The sequence below is a fragment of the Sanguibacter suarezii NBRC 16159 genome (assembly GCF_001552735.1).
Taxonomy (GTDB): domain Bacteria; phylum Actinomycetota; class Actinomycetes; order Actinomycetales; family Cellulomonadaceae; genus Sanguibacter; species Sanguibacter suarezii.
The window spans coordinates 56,234-76,290 of the sequence record NZ_BCRT01000022.1; the positions used below are offsets into that span (position 1 = coordinate 56,234).

The window sequence follows — 20,057 nt, forward strand, 5'->3', positions numbered from 1 at the left end:
CACCGTCGCACGACACTCTGCTCGACGAAAGGGTTTGAGACATGGGGATCGAAGAGGCTCCCTCAGGATTCCTCCTGACGACGATCGAAGACCTCGCCGGATACTTCCGCAAGGGGTCGCTGTGGCCGGTGACCTTCGGTCTGGCGTGCTGCGCGATCGAGATGATGGCGGCCGGCGCCAGCCGGTTCGACCTGTCCCGCTTCGGCATGGAGGTGTTCCGCGCCTCCCCGCGCCAGGCTGACCTCATGATCGTCGCCGGCCGCGTGAGCCAGAAGATGGCCCCCGTCGTGCGCCAGGTCTACGACCAGATGGCCGAGCCCAAGTGGGTGCTGTCGATGGGCGTCTGCGCCTCCAGCGGCGGCATGTTCAACAACTACGCGATCGTCCAGGGCGTCGACCATATCGTGCCCGTGGACATCTACCTGCCCGGCTGCCCCCCGCGCCCGGAGATGCTCATCAACGCGATCCTCGAGCTGCACAAGCAGATCCAGGACGAGCCGCTCGGGGTCAACCGCAAGGAGGCGGCCCGCGCCGCCGAGGCGGCCGCGCTCGTGGCCACCCCCACCCACGAGATGAAGGGGCTCCTGCGATGACGGACGTCACCCCTGGCGGCGACGTCGAGGCCCTCGCCGGGACCGAGCGTCGCCGACCTCCTCTCGAGGTCGTCGAGGTCCGCACCGGCATGTTCGGGGTGCACGGGACCGGAGACACCTCCGGGTTCGGCGGCCTGGTCCGCCCGGTCGTCATGCCCTCGGCCAGCCCCCGCCCCTACGGTGGCTGGTACGACGAGGTCGTGGACGTCCTGGCCGAGGTGCTCGCCGAGGCCGGCGTGGACGCTGATGCCGCGATCGAGAGCGTTCTCGTCGACCCGCCCTTCGCCTCCAGCACGCGCTCCGAGCTGACCCTGCACGTGGCGCCCGAGCACCTCGTCGCCGTCTGCCAGGCGCTGCGCGACGACCAGGACCTGCGGTTCGAGCTGAGCCTGGGCGTCTCCGGGGTGCACTACCCGAGCGAGACCGGCCGCGAGCTGCACGCCGTCTACCACCTCACCTCGATCACCCACGGACGCAACCTGCGCCTGGAGGTCGCCGTCCCGGACGCCGACCCGCACATCCCGACCACGACGACGGTCTACCCGACCAACGACTGGCACGAACGCGAGACCTGGGACTTCTTCGGCATCATCTTCGACGGCCACCCGGCCCTCGCGCGCATCGAGATGCCTGACGACTGGCCCGGGCACCCGCAGCGCAAGGACTACCCGCTCGGCGGCATCCCCGTGGAGTACAAGGGCGCCACGGTGCCCCCGCCGGACACGAGGAGGTCGTACTCATGACGCCATCACAGGGTCGCCCGCACGCGACCAAGGCACCGGTGGACGACGCCGGCCTGCCGAGCTTCGAGGCCTCCGGCGGCGACTGGGACGAGATCGCCGCGGAGATCGCCGAGCTCGGCGAAGAGCGCATCGTCGTCAACATGGGCCCTCAGCACCCGTCCACCCACGGCGTGCTGCGCCTCATGCTCGAGATCGACGGGGAGACGGTCACCGAGGCCCGTTGCGGCATCGGCTACCTGCACACCGGCATCGAGAAGAACATGGAGTTCCGCACCTGGACCCAGGGTGTGACCTTCTGCACACGGATGGACTACCTCGCGCCCTTCTTCCAGGAGACGGCGTACTGCCTGGCCGTCGAGCGCCTGCTCGGCGTGGCCGACGACGTCCCCGAGCGTGCCCAGGTCATCCGGGTCCTGCTGATGGAGCTCAACCGCGTCGCCAGCCACCTCGTGTGCCTGGGGACCGGTGGCAACGAGATGGGCGCGACGACCGTCATGACCATCTCCTTCACCGCTCGCGAGGAGATCCTGCGGATCTTCGAGATGATCACCGGGCTGCGGATGAACCACGCCTTCGTCCGTCCCGGCGGAGTCGCCCAGGACGTCCCAGCCGGCCTGGCGCAGGAGTTCGCGCGGGTGGACACCGAGGTCCGCAAGTACATCAAGCAGCTGACCGACCTCATGCTCGCCAACCCCATCTTCGTCTCGCGGCTCAAGGGCACCGGGCACCTCAGCCTGGCCGGCGCCATGGCGCTGGGGGTCACCGGTCCCGTGCTGCGCTCGGCGGGCCTGCCCTACGACGTGCGCAAGGCCAACCCGTACTGCGGCTACGAGACCTACGACTTCGAGGTGCCCACCTCGACCGACGCTGACGCCTACTCCCGCGTGGTGCTCCGCATCGAGGAGTGCTACCAGTCGCTGAAGATCGCCGCGCAGTGCATCGAGCGCCTGGAGAAGTCCACCGGCGAGCCGGTCATGGTCGCGGACCGGAAGATCGCCTGGCCGGCCCAGCTGGCCATCGGGACCGACGGGATGGGCAACTCCCTCGATCACATCAAGGAGATCATGGGCGAGTCGATGGAGTCGTTGATCCATCACTTCAAGCTGGTCACCGAAGGTTTCCGGGTGCCGACCGGTCAGGTCTTCCAGACCGTGGAGCACCCGCGCGGTGAGCTCGGCGCGCACATCGTGTCCGACGGCGGCACGCGCCCCTACCGGGCGCACTTCCGGGACCCGTCGTTCAACAACCTGCAGGCCGTGGCGCTCATGTGCGAGGGCGGCCAGGTGGCTGACGTCGTGGTGGCCGTGGCATCACTCGACCCAGTTCTTGGAGGCGTGGACCGATGAGCATCGACACTCAGCCGACCGGCGGCTGGCCCGGACCCCGTCCGGGGTCCGGCTACGACTCGGTCACCTTCGCCCGCCTCGAGGCGGACGCCCGCGCGATCATCGCCCGCTACCCGCAGGCCCGTTCGGCGCTGCTGCCCATGCTGCACCTGGTCCAGGCCGAGGACGGTTTCGTCTCGCGCGACGGCATCGGCTTCTGCGCGCACATGCTGTCCATCACGCCCGCCGAGGTCTCCGCGGTCGCCACGTTCTACACCCAGTACAAGCGCCGGCCCAACGGCCGGTACACCGTCGGCGTCTGCACCAACACCCTGTGCGCGATCATGGGCGGTGACGAGATCTTCGACGAGCTGAGCGACCACCTGGGCGTGGGGCACGACGAGACCACCGAGGACGGCGCGATCACCCTCGAGCGGGTCGAGTGCAACGCGGCCTGCGACTACGCCCCCGTGGTGATGGTCAACTGGGAGTTCTTCGACAACCAGACCCCGGCCAGCGCCACCGCCATGGTCGACGACCTGCGCCTGGGCAAGGACGTCGCCCCCAGCCGCGGCGCCCTGTCCGTCTGCGACTTCAAGGCCATGTCCCGGGTGCTCGCCGGCTTCACCGACGGCCGCGCCGACGAAGGCGTGGGCGCCGGAGCCCCGACGGTCGCCGGCACCGTCCTGGCCCGGGAGCACGGCTGGGTCGCCCCCGGCACGGAGCAGCCCGACCAGGGCGACGGCGCCACCGAGGACACCAGCGGCGCAGCCACGGGTGACGCCTCCGGCGCTCAGCCCACGGACGGCGCCCCCTCCACCGGCGCCGAGCAGTCGAGCGCCGAACGTCCACCCGTCGGCCCTGCCGACACCACCCCGGAGGCAGAGCGATGAGCGACCAGCCAGCCACCACGGACGCACCGCACCCCACCGTGCTCGCCCCTGTGCTGTCAGCCTTCTGGGACGCCGACCAGTCCTGGACGCTGGAGACCTACCTCGCCAACGGCGGCTACGAGGGCCTGCGCGCGGCGCTCGCCCAGCCTCCCGGCGACGTCGTCCAGACGGTCAAGGACTCCGGCCTGCGCGGACGCGGCGGCGCCGGGTTCCCGACCGGCATGAAGTGGGGCTTCCTGCCGGCCCCCGACGGCGGACCGCGGTACCTCGTCGTCAACGCCGACGAGTCTGAGCCGGGGACCTGCAAGGACATCCCGCTCATGCTCGCCACCCCGCAGTTCCTCATCGAGGGCGTGATCATCACGTCCTACGCGATCGGCTGCAACCACGCCTTCATCTACGTCCGCGGTGAGGTGCTGCACGTCTATCGCCGCCTGCTCAAGGCTGTCGAGGAGGCCTACGCCGCCGGGTACCTGGGCAAGGACATCCAGGGTTCGGGCTTCGACCTCGACGTCACCGTGCACGCCGGAGCCGGTGCGTACATCTGCGGTGAGGAGACGGCTCTGCTGGACTCCCTCGAAGGTCTGCGCGGGCAGCCGCGGCTCAAGCCGCCGTTCCCCGCCGTCGCCGGGCTCTACGCCCGCCCGACGGTGGTCAACAACGTCGAGTCGGTGGCCTCCGTGCCCCAGATCGTGGCTCGGGGGGCGCAGTGGTTCACGTCCATGGGCACCGAGCGCTCGGCCGGTCACGGTCTGTTCTCCCTGTCCGGGCACGTCACCCGCCCGGGTCAGTACGAGGCGCCGCTGGGTATCACGCTGCGCGAGCTGCTCGAGATGGCGGGAGGGGTCCGCGGCGGCCGGGAGCTGAAGTTCTGGACCCCGGGCGGGTCCTCCACGCCGATCTTCACCGCCGCCCACCTCGACGTGCCCCTCGACTACGAGTCGGTCGCCAAGGCCGGCTCGATGCTCGGCACCCGTGCGCTGCAGATCTTCGACGAGACCACCTCGGTGGTCCGCGCGGTGACGCGGTGGACGGAGTTCTACGCCCACGAGTCCTGCGGCAAGTGCACCCCCTGCCGGGAGGGCACGTACTGGCTCAAGCAGATCCTGCGTCGGCTCGAGCTCGGTCAGGGCACCCAGACCGACATCGACACCCTGCTGGACACCTGCGACAACATCCTCGGCCGCGCCTTCTGTGCCCTCGGCGACGGCGCGACGTCGTGCATCACCTCGGCGATCCAGTACTTCCGCGAGGAGTTCGAGGCCGGCATGCACACCCCCGTGAGCGAGCTGTTCCCCCCGGAGCGCTCTGCTCTGTTCGACTACACGCCCAAGCCGCGCGCGGTGCTCGCGGGAACTGGCGCAGGAGGCCACTGATGACCGTCACCGACAACAAGGGCGCTGTCGAGAAGGGCCCCGCTGCGGCGGACCTCGTGACCTTCACGATCGACGGCGTGGAGATGGCCGTGCCCAAGGGCACCCTGGTGATCCGGGCAGCCGAGCAGGTGGGCATCCAGATCCCGCGGTTCTGCGACCACCCGCTGCTCCAGCCGGCCGGCGCCTGCCGCCAGTGCCTGGTCGACGTCGCCATGCCTGACCGGGAGGGCAACGTCCGCCCGATGCCCAAGCCGCAGGCCTCCTGCACGCTCGAGGCGTCCCCGGGCATGATCGTCAAGACCCAGCACACCTCCCCGGTCGCCGACAAGGCCCAGCAGGGGGTCATGGAGCTGCTGCTCATCAACCACCCGCTGGACTGCCCGGTGTGCGACAAGGGCGGGGAGTGCCCGCTGCAGAACCAGGCGATGAGCAACGGCCGGGCGACCAGCCGGTTCATCGACGTCAAGCGGACCTTCCCCAAGCCGATCGCCATCTCCACCGAGATCCTGCTCGACCGGGAGCGCTGCGTGCTGTGCCAGCGCTGCACGCGGTTCTCCAAGCAGATCGCCGGAGACGCCTTCATCGACCTGCAGAAGCGCGGAGCGCAGCAGCAGATCGGCCGCTTCGACCCGTCGGTCCTCGGCTTCGCCGACTCCTCGATCGACCGCTGGGACGACGTCGACCCAGGGCTGGTCGGGGCGGAGACCCCGGCGGGCTTCGCCGAGCCGGACGAGTCCGGCCTGCCCTTCGCGTCCTACTTCTCGGGCAACACCGTCCAGATCTGCCCGGTCGGCGCCCTCACCGGGGCGGCCTACCGCTTCCGCTCGCGGCCCTTCGACCTCGTCTCGACGCCGTCGGTCTCCGAGCACGACTCCTCCGGGTCGGCGATCCGGGTGGACCACCGCCGCGGGACGGTCATGCGCCGTCTGGCGGGGGACGACCCGGCCGTCAACGAAGAGTGGATCACCGACAAGGACCGCTTCGCCTTCACCTGGCAGAGCGCGCCGGACCGGTTGACCACCCCGCTCATCCGTGAGCGCGGCGAGGGCGGGTTCCGCGGCGAGCTGCGTCCTGCCAGCTGGATGGAGGCCCTCGACGCGGCCGCCGCCGGGCTGCGCGCCGCGCAGGGCGCTGACGGTCGCTCCGCGGGGGGCGTCGGCGTGCTGACCGGTGGTCGACTGACCATCGAGGACTCCTACGCCTACGCCAAGTTCGCCCGGGTGGCCCTGGACACGAACGACATCGACTTCCGCGCCCGTGACCACTCCGCCGAGGAGGAGGCCTTCCTCGCCTCCACGGTGGCCGGGTCCGGGATCGGGGTGACCTTCGCCGACCTCGAGCGGGCCTCCGTGGTGCTGCTCGTGGGGATCGAGGCCGAGGAGGAAGCCGGCATCGTCTTCCTGCGGCTGCGCAAGGGCGCCCTCGCCAACGGCCTCAAGGCCTACTCGATCGCCCCCTTCGCCACCCGCGGCCTGGCTCGCATCGGAGCCGACGGCGGCACGCTGCTGCGCGCCGCCCCGGGCACCGAGGCCGAGGTGCTCGACGCGATCGGCTCCGAGGAGGACCTCGCTCACGTACGTCTCGCCCTCGAGGGTGCCGCCGGGGCCGGCGGTGCGATCGTCATCGTCGGTGAGCGGCTGGCCGCCGTGCCCGGCGGATACTCCGCGGCGCTGCGCCTGGCGCAGCGCACCGGCGCCCGCGTCGCCTGGATCCCGCGCCGTGCGGGGGAGCGCGGTGCGCTCGAGATGGGTGCGCTCGCCTCGGTGCTGCCCGGGGGCCGTCCGGTGGCCGACGCCGCCGCGCGCGTCGACCTCGCCGCGGCGTGGGGGACACCGTCCCTCCCGCAGGCCTCCGGCCGCGACACCGCCGCCATCCTCGCCGGGCTCGCCGACGGCGACCTGCGCGCCGTGGTGACCGGCTCGGTCGAGCTCGGCGACCTGCCCGACCCTGACGCCGCACGGGCGGCCCTGGAGGTGGCCGACTTCGTCGTCTCCCTCGAGGTCCGCGCCTCTGACGTGACCGCCCACGCCGACGTGGTCTTCCCGGTCGCCCCGCCGGCCGAGAAGGCCGGGGCGTTCTGGAACTGGGAGGGACGTGTGCGTCCCTTCGGCCAGGCGCTGGACTCCGTGGCGATGGCTGACCACCGCGTCCTCGACGCGATCGCCGACGCCATGGGCGTCCAGCTCGGCCTGGGCACCCTCGACGCGGTGCGTGCCGAGATCGACCAGCTCGGCCCCTGGGACGGCGCCCGGGTGCCTGCCCCGGACGTCTCGGCCCACGAGCCGCCCAGCCCGGTACCGGGCCAGGCAGTCCTGGCCGGCTGGCGCATGCTGCTCGACTGCGGCCGGGGTCAGGACGGCGAGGCCTTCCTCGCCGGCACGGCCAAGCGGCCTGTCGCGCGGATGTCCGCCGGCACCGCCCAGGCGCTCGACCTCCCCGGTGACGGCGCTCTCGTCGCCGTCTCCACGGCGTCGGGCAGCATCACGCTGCCGCTCGTGGTCACGGACATGCCTCACCATGTCGTCTGGCTGCCGCTCAACTCTCCCGGCTCGCAGGTGCACCGCACCCTGGGCGTCGGACCGGGGGCCATCGTCGAGGTCTCCCGGCCCGACGACGGCGACACTCGCCCCGGGTCCGAGAACGTCGAAGGGCAGGACGCGTGATGGTCGACTTCTCCAACGACACCTTCTGGACGTATCTCGTCAAGGCTGTCCTCATCCTCGTGTTCCTGCTCACCAGCGTGCTGCTGGCGATCTGGTTCGAGCGCAAGGTCGTGGCCCGCATGCAGGTGCGGCCCGGCCCCAACGTGCACGGACCCTTCGGGCTGCTGCAGTCCTTGGCCGACGCGATGAAGCTGCTGCTCAAGGAAGACATCACGGTCAAGGCGGCGGACAAGTTCGTCTACCTCATCGCCCCGATGATCGCGGTGTTCTGCTCGCTGCTGACCTTCGCGGTCATCCCGCTCGGCCCGCAGGTGCGGATCCCCTTCACGGACATCACCACCCCGGCCCAGCTGACCGACTTCCCGGTCGCGGTCCTGTACATCCTGGCCTGCGCCTCGGTCGGGGTGTACGGCATCATCCTCGGCGGCTGGGCCTCCGGGTCCACCTACCCCCTGCTCGGCGCGGTCCGCTCGACCGCCCAGGTGATCAGCTACGAGCTGGCCATGGGCCTGTCCCTGGTGAGCGTGTTCATCGTCGTCGGATCGATGTCCACCGGTGAGATCGTGGCCGGCCAGACCGACTACTGGCTCATCCTGCCGCTCTTCCCGGCCTTCCTCATCTACGTCATCTCGATGATCGGTGAGACCAACCGCCTGCCCTTCGACCTCCCCGAGGCCGAGGGAGAGCTCGTCTCGGGCTACATGACCGAGTACTCCTCGATGAAGTTCGCCTGGTTCTTCCTCGCCGAGTACATCAACATGATCAACGTCTCGGCCGTTGCCACGACGCTGTTCCTGGGCGGGTGGCGCGCACCGTGGCCGATCTCGTCGATCAACGACGGCATGTTCAACGAGGGCTGGTGGCCCATCGCCTGGTTCCTGGTGAAGATGTGGATGTTCATGTTCCTCTTCGTCTGGGTCCGTGGCACGGTGCTGCGACTGCGCTACGACCAGTTCATGCGCTTCGGCTGGAAGGTCCTCATCCCCTTCGCCCTCGGCTGGATCGTCTGCGTCTCGATCATCCGCGGCCTGCGTGAGTTCCACGACGTCAACCTGCAGACCGTGGGTGTGGTGATCTTCGCCGTCGCGATCGTGGTGATCGTCGTGCTGCGGTTCATCCCGGAGAAGGCCCCGGCCGGGGCTGCGGGAGCCGCAGGAGCCGCTGGCTCCGACGAGGCCTTCGACGCCTTCGCCGCCGGGTACCCGGTGCCGCCGCTGCCTGGTCAGAAGCTCCCGCCCTCACCGCGCGCTGAGCGCCGCGCCCGTGCCGCCATCGGCGCGGGAGCCCCGGGGACACCTTCCTCGACCGACACCTCGACCACCGGGAAGGACGACGATGAGTGACGAGCGCACGCCGCACGAGCCGCACGAGCCGTACGAGCCGCAGATCGAGCCGCCCACCGGGATCGGGGAGATCCTCGCCCCGATCGCCGGCTTCGGCGTGACCTTCGCCTCGATGTTCCGGCCCACCGTGACCGAGCAGTACCCCTTCGAGAAGGTGCCGACCAAGCCCCGCTACCACGGCCGCCACCAGCTCAACCGGTACGCCGACGGGCTCGAGAAGTGCATCGGCTGCGAGCTGTGCGCCTGGGCGTGCCCGGCGGACGCCATCTACGTCGAGGGCGCCAGCAACGCCGGCCTGCCCGACGGTGCCCACCGCTCACCCGGTGAGCGCTACGGCAGCGTCTACCAGATCAACTATCTGCGGTGCATCTTCTGCGGGCTGTGCATCGAGGCCTGCCCCACCCGCGCCCTGACGATGACGAACGAGTACGAGCTTGCCGGGCCCACCCGCGCGGGTCTCATCTGGGAGAAGGAGGACCTCTTGGCCCCGCTGCGTGAGGGCATGCTCGCCGCGCCCCACCCCATGGTCCCCGGGACCGAGGACACCCAGTACTACCGGGGTGAGATCACCGGCCCCGTCGCCGAGCAGGTGGACTGGGTCGCCGAGCACCGCCCCGACGACCCGACCCTCGACTCCGCGCGCGCAGCCGTCGCCGCCGCGTCAGGTTCGTCAGCGTCATCAGCAGCGCCCTCCTCGCCGTCGTCTCCGGCCGCTCCGTCGACCGGGACGGTGCGCTGATGGTGAGCGGTGGCGAGGCAGTCCTCTTCTGGTGCGTCGCCCCTCTCATGGTGCTGGCTGCCCTCGGGCTGGTCTTCGCCCGCAAGGCGGTCCACGCGACCCTCTGCGTCGTCTTCGTCATGATCTGCCTGGCCGTGCTGTACGTCGCGCAGGAGGCCCCGTTCCTGGGGATCGTCCAGGTCGTGGTGTACACCGGCGCGGTCATGATGCTCTTCCTCTTCGTCATCATGCTCGTGGGCGTGGACGCCTCGGACTCCCTGGTGGAGACGATCAAGGGTCAGCGCCTGGCCGGCTGGTTGTTCGGGCTGGGCCTGGGCGCGGTCCTGGTCGGGGTCATCACCCGGGTGGCCTTCCCCGAGGGGGTCGGCCTCGCCGCAGCCAACGCGGAGACCAACCCAGTGGGGCTGGCCCGCATCCTCTTCTCCGACTTCGTCTTCGACCTCGAGGTCGTCGGCATCCTGCTGGTCACCGCGGCCCTGGCGGCGCTGACCCTGACCCACAAGGCGCGGCTCACCCCGCGGGTGGGCCAGAAGGAGATGGCCGACGCCCGCGTGCTCGGCGGCAAGTCGCTCGTGCCGCTGCCGGCACCCGGCGTCTACGCCCAGCGCAACGCGATGGACGTGCCGGCCCTGGACCCGCACGGTCAGCCCATCGAGGCCTCGGTCTCGCGGGTGCTGCGGGTGCGCGGTCAGGAGCGCGGCGCTCCGCTCGAGAACGAGCTGCCGATCCTCACCGAGCTCAAGCAGAGCACGCAGACTCCCACCGGTCCGGTCCGCCCGGCCGTGGAACGGCTGGTCGAGCCGCAGGCAGAGCCGCCGGTAGAGCCTTTGGTGGAGCCGCAGGCGCCGCTCCCTGCGCAGGAGCAGTCCCCCCGAACCACCGAGGAGGAGCGCTGAGATGGAGCTCACCAACTATCTGGTCCTGTCCGCGATCCTCTTCTCCATCGGTGCCGCGACGGTCCTGCTGCGACGGAACGCGATCATCGTGTTCATGGGGATCGAGCTCATGCTCAACGCCTCGAACCTCGCCTTCGTGACCTTCGCCCGGATGCACGGGGACCTCACCGGTCAGGTCATCGCCTTCTTCGTGATGGTCGTCGCCGCCGCCGAGGTCGTCGTCGGTCTCGCCATCATCGTGTCCATCTTCCGCACCCGCAGGTCCGCGTCGGTCGACGACGCCAACCTGCTGAAGAACTGACAGGGGAACGGTCAGAGTGGACAACTCCATGATCGATGCTGCCTGGTTGCTCATCGCCATCCCGCTGCTGGGCGCCGCCGTGCTGCTGCTCGCCGGACGTCGCAGCAACGCCTGGGGCCACTGGCTCGGCGTCGCGACCTCCGGGGCGAGCTTCGTCGTCGCCGCGCTCGTCCTCGTCGCCCTGCTGGGCCGGGACGCGAGCGACCGGGTGGTCGACGTCAACCTCTTCGACTGGATCGACGCCGGGCCCCTCACCGTCGAGGCGGGCCTGCGGATCGACCCGCTGAGCCTCACCTTCGTGCTGCTGGTGACCTTCGTCGGCACCCTCATCCACGTGTACTCCGTGGCCTACATGGAGCACGACGCCGACCGCCGCCGGTTCTTCGCCTACCTCAACCTCTTCGTCGCGGCCATGCTGCTGCTCGTGCTGGCTGACTCCTACCTGCTGCTGTTCGTCGGCTGGGAGGGCGTGGGTCTGGCGTCCTACCTGCTCATCGGGTTCTGGAACCACGTCCCGGCCAACGCGACCGCCGCGAAGAAGGCGTTCATCGTCAACCGCGTGGCCGACGTCGGCATGATCGTCGCGCTCATGCTCATGTTCAACACCTTCGGTGCGCTGGACTTCTCCACGGTGCTGACCGAGGCGCCGGGCATCTCCGACGAGGGCACGCTCACCGCGATCGCGCTCATGCTCCTGGTGGCGGCGTGCGGCAAGAGCGCACAGTTCCCGCTGCAGTCCTGGCTCGGGGATGCGATGGCCGGCCCCACGCCGGTCTCCGCGCTCATCCACGCAGCAACCATGGTCACCGCCGGTGTCTACCTCGTGGTGCGCTCCGGCCCCATCTTCACCGGCGCCCCGGACGCGCTCCTGGTCACCGCGATCATCGGTGCGATCACCTTGCTCTTCGGAGCGATCGTCGGTTGCGCCAAGGACGACATCAAGAAGGCCCTCGCCGCTTCGACCATGTCCCAGATCGGGTACATGATGCTCGCCGCGGGCCTGGGACCGATCGGCTACGCCTTCGCGATCTTCCACCTCATCACCCACGGCTTCTTCAAGGCCGGGATGTTCCTCGGCGCCGGCTCGGTCATGCACGGCATGGACGACGACGTGAACATGCGCCACTACGGCGCGCTGTCGAAGTTCATGAAGATCACCTGGGTGACCTTCGGTCTGGGGTGGCTCGCCATCCTCGGTATCCCGCCGTTCTCGGGGTTCTGGAGCAAGGACAAGATCATCGAGTCCGCCTTCGCCGCCGGGGAGGGCCACGGCTGGCAGCCCTGGGTCTTCGGCATGGTGGCGCTGGTCGGCGCAGGGATCACCGCCTTCTACATGTCGCGGCTGTTCTTCATGACCTTCTACGGGGACAAGCGCTGGACCAAGGACCTCTCCGACGGCTCCGAGCTGCCGGTGCGCCACCCCCACGAGTCACCTGCCCTCATGACGTGGCCGATGATCATCCTTGCGGTCGGCTCCGCCGGCCTCGGCGGGGTGCTCGCCATCGGCGGCGGCTTCACCACCTGGCTGGAGCCGGTCACCGGTCACGTGGCTCACCACGACCCGGTGCTGCCGATCCCGGTCATCGTGGTGACCACCATCGTGCTCGTGCTCATCGGGGCATTCCTGGCCTGGCGCCAGTACGCGGCCTCAGCCGTGCCCCTCACCCCTCCGCACGGCACCCCGCTCACCCGGGCGGCTCGCGTGGATCTCTACCAGGACGCTGTGAACGAGAACCTGTTCATGCGTCCGGGGCAGTACCTCACCCGGTCCTTGGTCTACCTGGACAAGAGGGTCGTCGACGGCGCCTTCATGGGCCTGGCGGGGATGCTGGCGCTGATCGGCGCCGGTGTGAAGCGGATGCAGAACGGATTCGTGCGGTCCTACGCCGCCATGATGCTTGCGGGGTTCCTTGTGCTGGTTGTCGTCGTCCTGTTCGTGTGGAACTGAGAGGGGCGCCCTGATGACTATCGATCCGACCATTCCCTGGCTCACCATCCTCGTCGTCGTGCCGCTCGTCGGTGCGCTCGTCCTGTGGGCCCTGCCGGCCAGCCGGTTGTCCCTGGTGCGACCCGTCGCACTGGGCTTCTCCCTCGTCGAGCTCGTCCTGGTGGCCCTGGCCGTCGCGGCCTTCGACACCTCGGCCGCCGGAGTCCACCAGCTGAGCGAGCAGCACGAGTGGATCCCGCAGATCGGGGCGAGCTACGCCCTCGGCGTCGACGGTGTCGCCCTGCTGCTCGTCGTCCTGTCGGTGCTGCTCGTCCCGCTCGTCATCGGTGCCGCCTGGCGTGAGCAGGGTGTGACCGCCGGCGAGCCCGGCTCGGAGGTCGCCCTCGTCGGTGCCCGCCGGCTCCGCCACTACCTCGCGCTCGTGCTGCTGCTCGAGACGTGCATGGTGCTCATCTTCGCCGCCCGCGACGTCTTCTTGTTCTACGTCGTCTTCGAGGCGATGCTCATCCCCGTCTACTTCATGATCGGCGGATTCGGCGAGGGCGCCCGCCGCCGCTACGCGGCGATCAAGTTCCTCATCTTCTCCCTGGCAGGCGGGCTGATCATGCTCGTCGCGGTCATCGCGCTGTTCTTCCAGGGGCCGGGCGGGGAGCAGGGCTTCCTCACCGCCAACCTCACCGGGCTCGAGATGGCTCCGGTCACCGAGCGGCTGCTCTTCCTCGGCTTCTTCCTCGCCTTCGCGATCAAGGCGCCGATGTTCCCCGTGCACTCCTGGCTGCCCGACGCCGCCGAGCACGCACCGGCTGGCACGTCCGTGCTGCTCGTGGGTGTGCTGGACAAGGTCGGCACCTTCGGGATGCTCACCCTGTGCCTGCCGCTGTTCCCGGGCGCCTCCCAGTGGGCGGCGCCGGTGATCATCGTGCTCGCGGTGATCTCGATCCTCTACGGCGCCCTGCTCGCTCTGGGCCAGCAGGACCTCATGCGCCTGATCGCGTACACCTCGGTCTCCCACTTCGGTGTGATCATCCTGGGGATCTTCGCCTTCACCGAGGTGAGCGTGGCCGGATCCTCCTTCTACATGTTCAACCACGGGATCTCGACCGGGCTGCTGTTCCTCATCGCGGGGTTCATCATCCTGCGGTCCCCGTCGGGCAGGTCGCGGAACATCGCCGACCTCGGCGGCCTGGCCAAGGTCACCCCCGTGCTGGCCGGGACCTTCCTCGTGGCCGGTCTGTCCGCGCTGTCGCTGCCTGGTCTCTCCCCCTTCGTCTCGGAGATCCTCGTCTTCATCGGCGCCTTCGAGACCAACCCGGTCGCCGCGATCGTCTCGGCCTTCGTGGTGATCCTCGCGGCGCTGTACATCCTGGTGACCTACCAGCGGATCTTCACCGGTCCGGTCCGCAGCGAGCTCTCCAGCACCCCGGACCTGTCCGGACGGGAGAAGTGGGTGGTGGCTCCGCTCATCGCGGTCCTGCTGATCTTCGGCTTCTACCCCGCCCCTGCCCTCGACCTCGTCAGGGACCCGGCTGCGGTGAGCGTGGCAGGCGTGGTCACCGACGGCGCCATCGCAGAACAGTCCTCTGACGCGTCAACCGAGGGGAGCGACTCATGATCGCCCAGGCAGCACAGACGGCCGCAGCCGCGGGAACCTTCGTCGCGCCCGAGGTGGCGTGGTTCGCGCTCACCCCGCTCATCATCGTCATCAGCGCCGGCGTGCTCGGTGTGCTGGTGGAGTCCTTCGTCCCTGCCGCTCACCGGCGCACGGTCCAGGTCGTCATGACCATGGTCGCGCTGGCGGCCGCCTTCGCCGTCATCGTGTGGCAGGGCGTGACCTGGCTGGGGGAGGGCGGCCCCGGTGGCGTCGTCGTCTTCGGCGGGGTGCTCCAGCTCGACGGCGTCGCACTCCTCTTCCAGGGCACCATCGTGCTCATGGCCTTCTTCGCGCTGGCCGTCGTCGTGGACCGCACCGCGGTGAAGCAGGACGCCTTCACCCCGAGCGCCGCGTCGATCCCCGGCTCCGAGCACGAGGAGCTGGCGCGGCGACTGGGCCTGGTCCAGACCGAGGTCTACCCGCTGCTCATGTTCGCCGTCGGCGGCATGATGATCTTCCCCGCGGCCGGGGACCTGCTGACGATGTTCATCGCCCTCGAGGTGCTCTCGCTGCCGCTGTACGTGCTCTCGGGCATGGCACGCAGGCGCCGCCTGCTCTCGCAGGAGGCGTCCTTCAAGTACTTCGTGCTGGGGGCCTTCGCCTCGGCGGTCTTCCTCTTCGGTGCCGCGCTGCTCTACGGCTACTCCGGCTCCGTGCGCTTCGACGCGATCGGGCGCATCTCCGGTGCGGTCGCCCAGGGTGGTGCGCCGGAGAACTGGGAGCTGCTCTGGCTCGTGGGCATCCTCATGGTCATCTCCGGCCTGCTGTTCAAGGTCGGTGCGGTGCCCTTCCAGGCCTGGACCCCTGACGTCTACCAGGGCGCGCCCACACCCATCACCGGGTTCATGGCGGCCTGCACCAAGGTCGCGGCCTTCGGTGCGCTGCTGCGTCTCATCTACACCGGCGGCTTCTCCGGCTCGATCGACATGCTCGAGGCCGTCAAGGTCGCGCTGTGGGTCGTGGCCATCGCCACGATGATCGTGGGGACCGTCGTCGGTGCCACCCAGACCGACATCAAGCGCATGCTCGGATACTCCTCGATCGCCCACGCCGGCTTCGTGCTGGTGGGGATCCTGTCCTTCAACAACGCGGGGATCAAGGCAGTCATCTTCTACCTCCTCGCGTACTCCCTCGCGACCATCGGCGCCTTCGCGGTGATCACGCTGGTCCGCGAGACCGGGCCGGGCGGGGAGGTCCTCGGTGAGGCGACCCACCTGGGCCAGTGGGCCGGTCTGGGGCGACGCAGCCCGTGGCTGGCCACCTGCTTCTCCATCTTCCTGCTGTCCTTCGCGGGCATCCCGCTCACCGCGGGCTTCATCGCCAAGTTCACCGCCTTCAGTGCCGCCGTCGAGGGCAGCCCTCTCCTGGGGTCCGGGACGGTGCTCGCGGTGATCGGTGTGCTCGCCTCGGCTGTGGCGGTGTTCTTCTACATCCGCGTCATCGTCATCATGTTCTTCATGCCGCCCACCGAGACGGTCACCGAGGTCGTCGAGGTGGCCGAGGTGCCTGCGGAGGTGCTGGTGGGAGGCGAGCAGATCGCGATGAACCCGGCTCAGACGTCGGTCGTGGTGGCTACCGGCGCTCCGGCCGTGGTCGTGGTGAGGTCGGAGGGGCTCAGTGCGGCGACCATCTCGATCATGGCTGCCGGAGTGCTGCTGCTGGGCATCGTGCCGGCCCCTGTGCTCGATCTCATCGCCCGTGTGACGGACGTCGGGTGAGTGTCAGTGCACGATGTTGGCCGCGCACCGGCTAAGTTCTACCTGTGACTACTGCTTCGATTGGGCTGCCACTCCCTGACCCCGAGCTCGCCGAGAGGCTCGCCTCACGGCTTGCAGACGTGGAGGAGCGCCTGCGGGGCTCTGTGGCGAACGTCGACCTGCTGGCCGACTCCGCGTCCCGACACCTGGTCGACGCCGGTGGCAAGCGGCTGCGCCCGATGCTCGCCCTGCTCGCAGCCGAGCTGGGGGACGCCAGCCGCCCCGAGGTCGCCGACGCGGCCGTCGTGGTGGAGCTGACACACCTCGCCTCGCTCTACCACGACGACGTCATGGACTCCGCTCCGTTGCGCCGCGGTGCTCCCTCGGCCCACGAGGTCTGGGGCAACTCGGTCGCGATCCTCACCGGAGACCTGCTCTTCGCGCGGGCGTCGCAGGTCGTCGCGGGCCTCGGCCCGGACGCCGTCCGGATCCAGGCGGAGGCCTTCGAGCGGCTGTGCCTGGGCCAGCTCCACGAGACCGTCGGCCCCACGCCGCAGGACGACCCGATCCAGCACTACATCCAGGTGCTCTCGGACAAGACCGCGTCGCTCATCGCGACCGCCGGCCGCTTCGGTGCGATGTTCGCCGGGTGCTCCCCGGAGGTCGTCGAGATCATCGCCAGCTACGGGGAGAAGCTCGGCGTGGCCTTCCAGCTCGCCGACGACGTCATCGACCTCACCTCGGACGGGCACCTCACCGGGAAGACCCCGGGGACCGACCTGCGTGAGCAGGTCCCCACGATGCCCGTCCTGCTGCTCCGTGGCCGTGCGGGAAGCCCGTCGGAGACCGCCGAGCAGGACGCCGCGCTGCTGGCGCTGCTGGACGGCGACCTCACCTCCGACGAGGCACTGGAGGCCGCAGTCGCCGCCCTGCGCCTGCACGACGTCGTCGCCGAGACGCGCGCCCAGGCGGTCGCCTGGGCAGCCGCCGCGGTCAGCGAGCTCGAGCCCTTGCCGGCCGGGCCCGTCAAGGACGCCCTGGTGTCCTTCGCCGAGTCGTTGGTGGACCGAACGTCCTGATCAGGACAGTCTGGGCTGGGGACTTGTCCCCATCGCAGGCTCGCCGTGCGACGGCTAGCGTCGGACATGAGCATCCGACGGGACAGGCAGGTGGACGGCGAGTGGACCAGCGTCACCCTGCCCCCGCTTCCGTCCCTCCACTGCGGTGGGGGGCCACCAGCCATGCCGGCCGTCGCCGCCCGGCCAACGAGGATGCCTTCCACGCTGAGCGCGGGATGTACTTCGTCGCCGACGGGATGGGCGGCCACGAGGCCGGTGCCCAGGCCAGCGCGACCGCCGTCGCCGTGCTCTGCTCCCTCGGCCATGCCGGGAGCGCCTCCGAGGCGGACCTGCAGGCCGCTGTCAGCGACGCCCACCGGGCGGTGTCCCGCATCGCCACCCGCCCCGGCCGCAACGCGGGGACCACGGTGACCGGCGCCGTCGTCGTCGAGCGTGACGGCGTGCCGTGCTGGCTGGTGGCGAACGTCGGTGACTCACGGACGTACCGGTTCTCCGGCGGGGAGCTGCGCCAGGTCACCACGGACCACTCGCTCGTCCAGGAGCTGGTGGCCGCGGGGGAGGTCTCGCCGGAGGAGGCCCGGACCTTCGCCCGCAGGAACGTCATCACCCGTGCGCTCGGCGGGATGGTCGAACCCGAGCTGGACTGCTGGTACCTGCCCATCGTCCCGGGCGAGCGCCTCATGATCTGCTCCGACGGCCTCACCGAGGAGGTCGCCCCCGACGCGATCGCGCAGGTCCTGCGCGAGCAGCCGCACCCCCAGCTCGCCGCCGACCAGCTGGTCAACTACGCCCTGCTGGCGGGCGGGCGGGACAACATCACCGTCCTCGTCGTCGACGTGGAGCAGCCGGTAGGCGCGCAGAGCGCGTCCGCGGACAGGCAGCTGGACGGCTCCGCTCATCCGGCATAGTCGGTAGGGTCCGGTGCGTCGCGCTGGTCTCCCCATCTCAGAGAGGTAGCCATGTCGATTCACTACGCTCCCGGACCGGCCTTCGCGCTGGTGCGCCCGGGCGCGGTCGTCCTCGTCGACGCCTGCGTGGGGACCGCGGTGGCCGCTGACCTCTGGGAGGCCGTCGACGCGGCCCGCGCACCGGGTACGTCCACGGCGACGCCCGGTGGCTGGGACCTGGCCACGCTGCTGGACACCGTGACCGAGGTGCTCGACCCGACCTGGCGTGCCCTGCCGTCCTTCGCGGTCGTCGTCCTGGGCGCGGGAGACGCTGCGGGTGCCACCGACGGCGCGAGCGCCGACCTCGGTGCGTCCGTCGTTCCTGAGCCTGCTGTGGTGCAGGTCGCCGTGCGAGGCGCCTTCTCCGCCGTCGTGACCACGCGCGCGGCGGACCGTGCGCCCGGCGGCGCGCCCCAGGAAGCGACCGAGAAGGTCAGCGGACCCGACGTGACCACCTGGGTGGACAAGACCATCGGCGACGTCGTGCGGATGGAGCTGGTGACCGGCGCCGATGCCGACGCGGCGCCGCCGCTGGCCATCGTGGACGGGATCGTCCAGGCTGAGCGGCTGCGGTGGGACGTCGTGGACGGACTGGGAGACGTGGCCGTCGCGGGGGATGACGGTGCGGGTGCCGGCGCAGCTGATGGCCTCAGTGGCCCGGAGAGTGATGCCCCGGGGATCAGTGCCGCCGAGGCCCACGCCGACGCCGACGCAGAGGCCGACCCCGCTGTCGGCTACGGTGCCAGGTCTCTCGCCTCCGCGGTGCCTGCGCGAGCGCCGGTCCCGGCTCACGCGATGAGCCCGTCCCACGCGCTGAGCGCAGCGGGAGACGGGCTGATGCCCACCCACCACGGCGAGACGGACTTCGGGCGGACCCTTGCCTCCGTCCCCGAGGAGTGGGAGCACGAGGCTGAGGAGGCCGACGAGGACGACTTCGACGACACCACCTTCTTCGCCTCGGCGCTGGCTGAGATCAAGGCCTCGACCTCCTCCGCTGCGACCACGGCGGCTCCCGAGCCGGCCGCAGCCGCCGCTGCGTCTCCCGAGTCTCCTGCCCCTCACGCAGCTCCAGCTCTCACCCCGGCTCCCGCGCCAGCGGCACCCAGCCCGGCTCCTCCGGTCCCCGCCACGACGACCGGTGCGATTCCGCCGCCGCCCCCACCTCCGCCCACCTCCGCCGTCGTGCACGTGCCGCCGGTGCTGCCGCAGGCGCAGCAGGTGGCTGTGACGGTCGCGCCGTTCCGCGACCCGGCACCGCAGGGGACCACGATCCTGGCGCGGTCCTGCTTCTTCGGTCACCCCAACCCCCCGTCCCGTCTGGCCTGCGCGCAGTGCGGGGGCGGTCTGAGCCCCACGGCGCAGCTCGTCGAGCGCCCCTCGCTCGGGCAGGTCGAGATCTCGACCGGGGAGAGCGTCGACCTCAGCGTGCCGATCGTGGTCGGCCGGTTCCCGCAGGCCCAGGCAACCGCCTCGCCGGTCGCTCAGCGGCTGGTCACCGTCCCCAGCCCGAGCCAGGACATCTCCCGCTCCCACGTGGAGATCCGCCTCGACGGGTGGCACGTGCTGCTCGTCGACCTCGACACGGTCAACGGCACGATGCTGCTGCGCGCAGGCCAGCCGCTGCGCCGGCTGCACCCCTCGGAGCCCACCCTCGTGGCGGACGGGGACGTCGTCGACCTCGGTGACGGCATCACGCTGACCTTCCGCGGCCTCGTCTGAGTGGTGCCGGTCCGCGCCAGCGGGTGAACCCGTCGAGGGAGCGGGTGAAGCCCGCGAGATCGCGGCGCGGGCGCCTCGGTGTGCATCACTTGTTCGATACAGTTTGCGGGCAGGTGGGCGCAGGACTGCTCGCCTGGTGCGCAC

Annotated in this window: 16 protein-coding genes; all 16 read left to right on the forward strand. The window is 70.3% G+C overall.

The window, feature by feature from the left end; all coding sequences use genetic code 11:
* The first annotated feature begins 41 nt into the window (after nt 1-41).
* Nucleotides 42-593, forward strand: coding sequence for a NuoB/complex I 20 kDa subunit family protein (locus tag SS2_RS16190; RefSeq protein ID WP_066465997.1), 552 nt, complete (start codon nt 42-44; stop codon nt 591-593).
* Nucleotides 590-1,336, forward strand: a complete 747-nt coding sequence (locus SS2_RS16195; RefSeq protein ID WP_066465999.1) for an NADH-quinone oxidoreductase subunit C — start codon at nt 590-592, stop codon at nt 1,334-1,336. The genes SS2_RS16190 and SS2_RS16195 overlap by 4 nt, the downstream gene beginning before the upstream one ends.
* Nucleotides 1,333-2,682 (forward strand): NADH-quinone oxidoreductase subunit D, encoded by a 1,350-nt coding sequence (locus SS2_RS16200; protein WP_066466001.1) that lies wholly within the window; start codon nt 1,333-1,335, stop codon nt 2,680-2,682. The genes SS2_RS16195 and SS2_RS16200 overlap by 4 nt, the downstream gene beginning before the upstream one ends.
* The gene (gene nuoE, locus SS2_RS16205; RefSeq protein WP_066466002.1) at nt 2,679-3,554 is read left to right on the forward strand and encodes an NADH-quinone oxidoreductase subunit NuoE; all 876 of its coding nucleotides are present in this window, start codon (nt 2,679-2,681) and stop codon (nt 3,552-3,554) included. Before SS2_RS16200 ends, nuoE begins: the two co-directional genes overlap by 4 nt.
* Nucleotides 3,551-4,930, forward strand: a complete 1,380-nt coding sequence (gene nuoF, locus SS2_RS16210) for an NADH-quinone oxidoreductase subunit NuoF (RefSeq protein WP_066466003.1) — start codon at nt 3,551-3,553, stop codon at nt 4,928-4,930. Before nuoE ends, nuoF begins: the two co-directional genes overlap by 4 nt.
* Complete coding sequence (locus SS2_RS16215; protein ID WP_066466004.1) at nt 4,930-7,593, forward strand: NADH-quinone oxidoreductase subunit G; 2,664 nt, start codon at nt 4,930-4,932, stop codon at nt 7,591-7,593. The genes nuoF and SS2_RS16215 overlap by 1 nt, the downstream gene beginning before the upstream one ends.
* A complete protein-coding gene (gene nuoH / locus SS2_RS16220) occupies nt 7,593-8,936 on the forward strand; it encodes an NADH-quinone oxidoreductase subunit NuoH (RefSeq protein WP_066466005.1) in 1,344 nt (447 codons plus the stop codon). Before SS2_RS16215 ends, nuoH begins: the two co-directional genes overlap by 1 nt.
* A complete protein-coding gene (gene nuoI, locus SS2_RS16225; RefSeq protein ID WP_066466007.1) occupies nt 8,929-9,675 on the forward strand; it encodes an NADH-quinone oxidoreductase subunit NuoI in 747 nt (248 codons plus the stop codon). Before nuoH ends, nuoI begins: the two co-directional genes overlap by 8 nt.
* Nucleotides 9,675-10,571, forward strand: coding sequence for an NADH-quinone oxidoreductase subunit J (locus SS2_RS16230; RefSeq protein WP_066466010.1), 897 nt, complete (start codon nt 9,675-9,677; stop codon nt 10,569-10,571). The genes nuoI and SS2_RS16230 overlap by 1 nt, the downstream gene beginning before the upstream one ends.
* A gap of 1 nt (nt 10,572) precedes the next feature.
* Nucleotides 10,573-10,872, forward strand: coding sequence for an NADH-quinone oxidoreductase subunit NuoK (nuoK, locus tag SS2_RS16235; RefSeq protein ID WP_066466012.1), 300 nt, complete (start codon nt 10,573-10,575; stop codon nt 10,870-10,872).
* Nucleotides 10,873-10,900: 28 nt separating this feature from the next.
* A complete protein-coding gene (gene nuoL, locus SS2_RS16240; protein ID WP_066466014.1) occupies nt 10,901-12,820 on the forward strand; it encodes an NADH-quinone oxidoreductase subunit L in 1,920 nt (639 codons plus the stop codon).
* A gap of 13 nt (nt 12,821-12,833) precedes the next feature.
* A complete protein-coding gene (locus tag SS2_RS16245; RefSeq protein ID WP_066466016.1) occupies nt 12,834-14,432 on the forward strand; it encodes an NADH-quinone oxidoreductase subunit M in 1,599 nt (532 codons plus the stop codon).
* On the forward strand, nt 14,429-16,189 hold the full coding sequence (nuoN, locus tag SS2_RS16250; RefSeq protein WP_066466018.1) for an NADH-quinone oxidoreductase subunit NuoN: 1,761 nt from the start codon (nt 14,429-14,431) through the stop codon (nt 16,187-16,189). The genes SS2_RS16245 and nuoN overlap by 4 nt, the downstream gene beginning before the upstream one ends.
* A gap of 44 nt (nt 16,190-16,233) precedes the next feature.
* Nucleotides 16,234-17,247, forward strand: coding sequence for a polyprenyl synthetase family protein (locus tag SS2_RS16255; RefSeq protein WP_066466020.1), 1,014 nt, complete (start codon nt 16,234-16,236; stop codon nt 17,245-17,247).
* Nucleotides 17,248-17,348: 101 nt separating this feature from the next.
* Nucleotides 17,349-18,155, forward strand: coding sequence for a PP2C family protein-serine/threonine phosphatase (locus SS2_RS16260; RefSeq protein ID WP_066466021.1), 807 nt, complete (start codon nt 17,349-17,351; stop codon nt 18,153-18,155).
* A gap of 51 nt (nt 18,156-18,206) precedes the next feature.
* Nucleotides 18,207-19,913, forward strand: a complete 1,707-nt coding sequence (locus SS2_RS16265) for an FHA domain-containing protein (protein ID WP_066466023.1) — start codon at nt 18,207-18,209, stop codon at nt 19,911-19,913.
* The last annotated feature ends 144 nt before the right edge of the window (nt 19,914-20,057 follow it).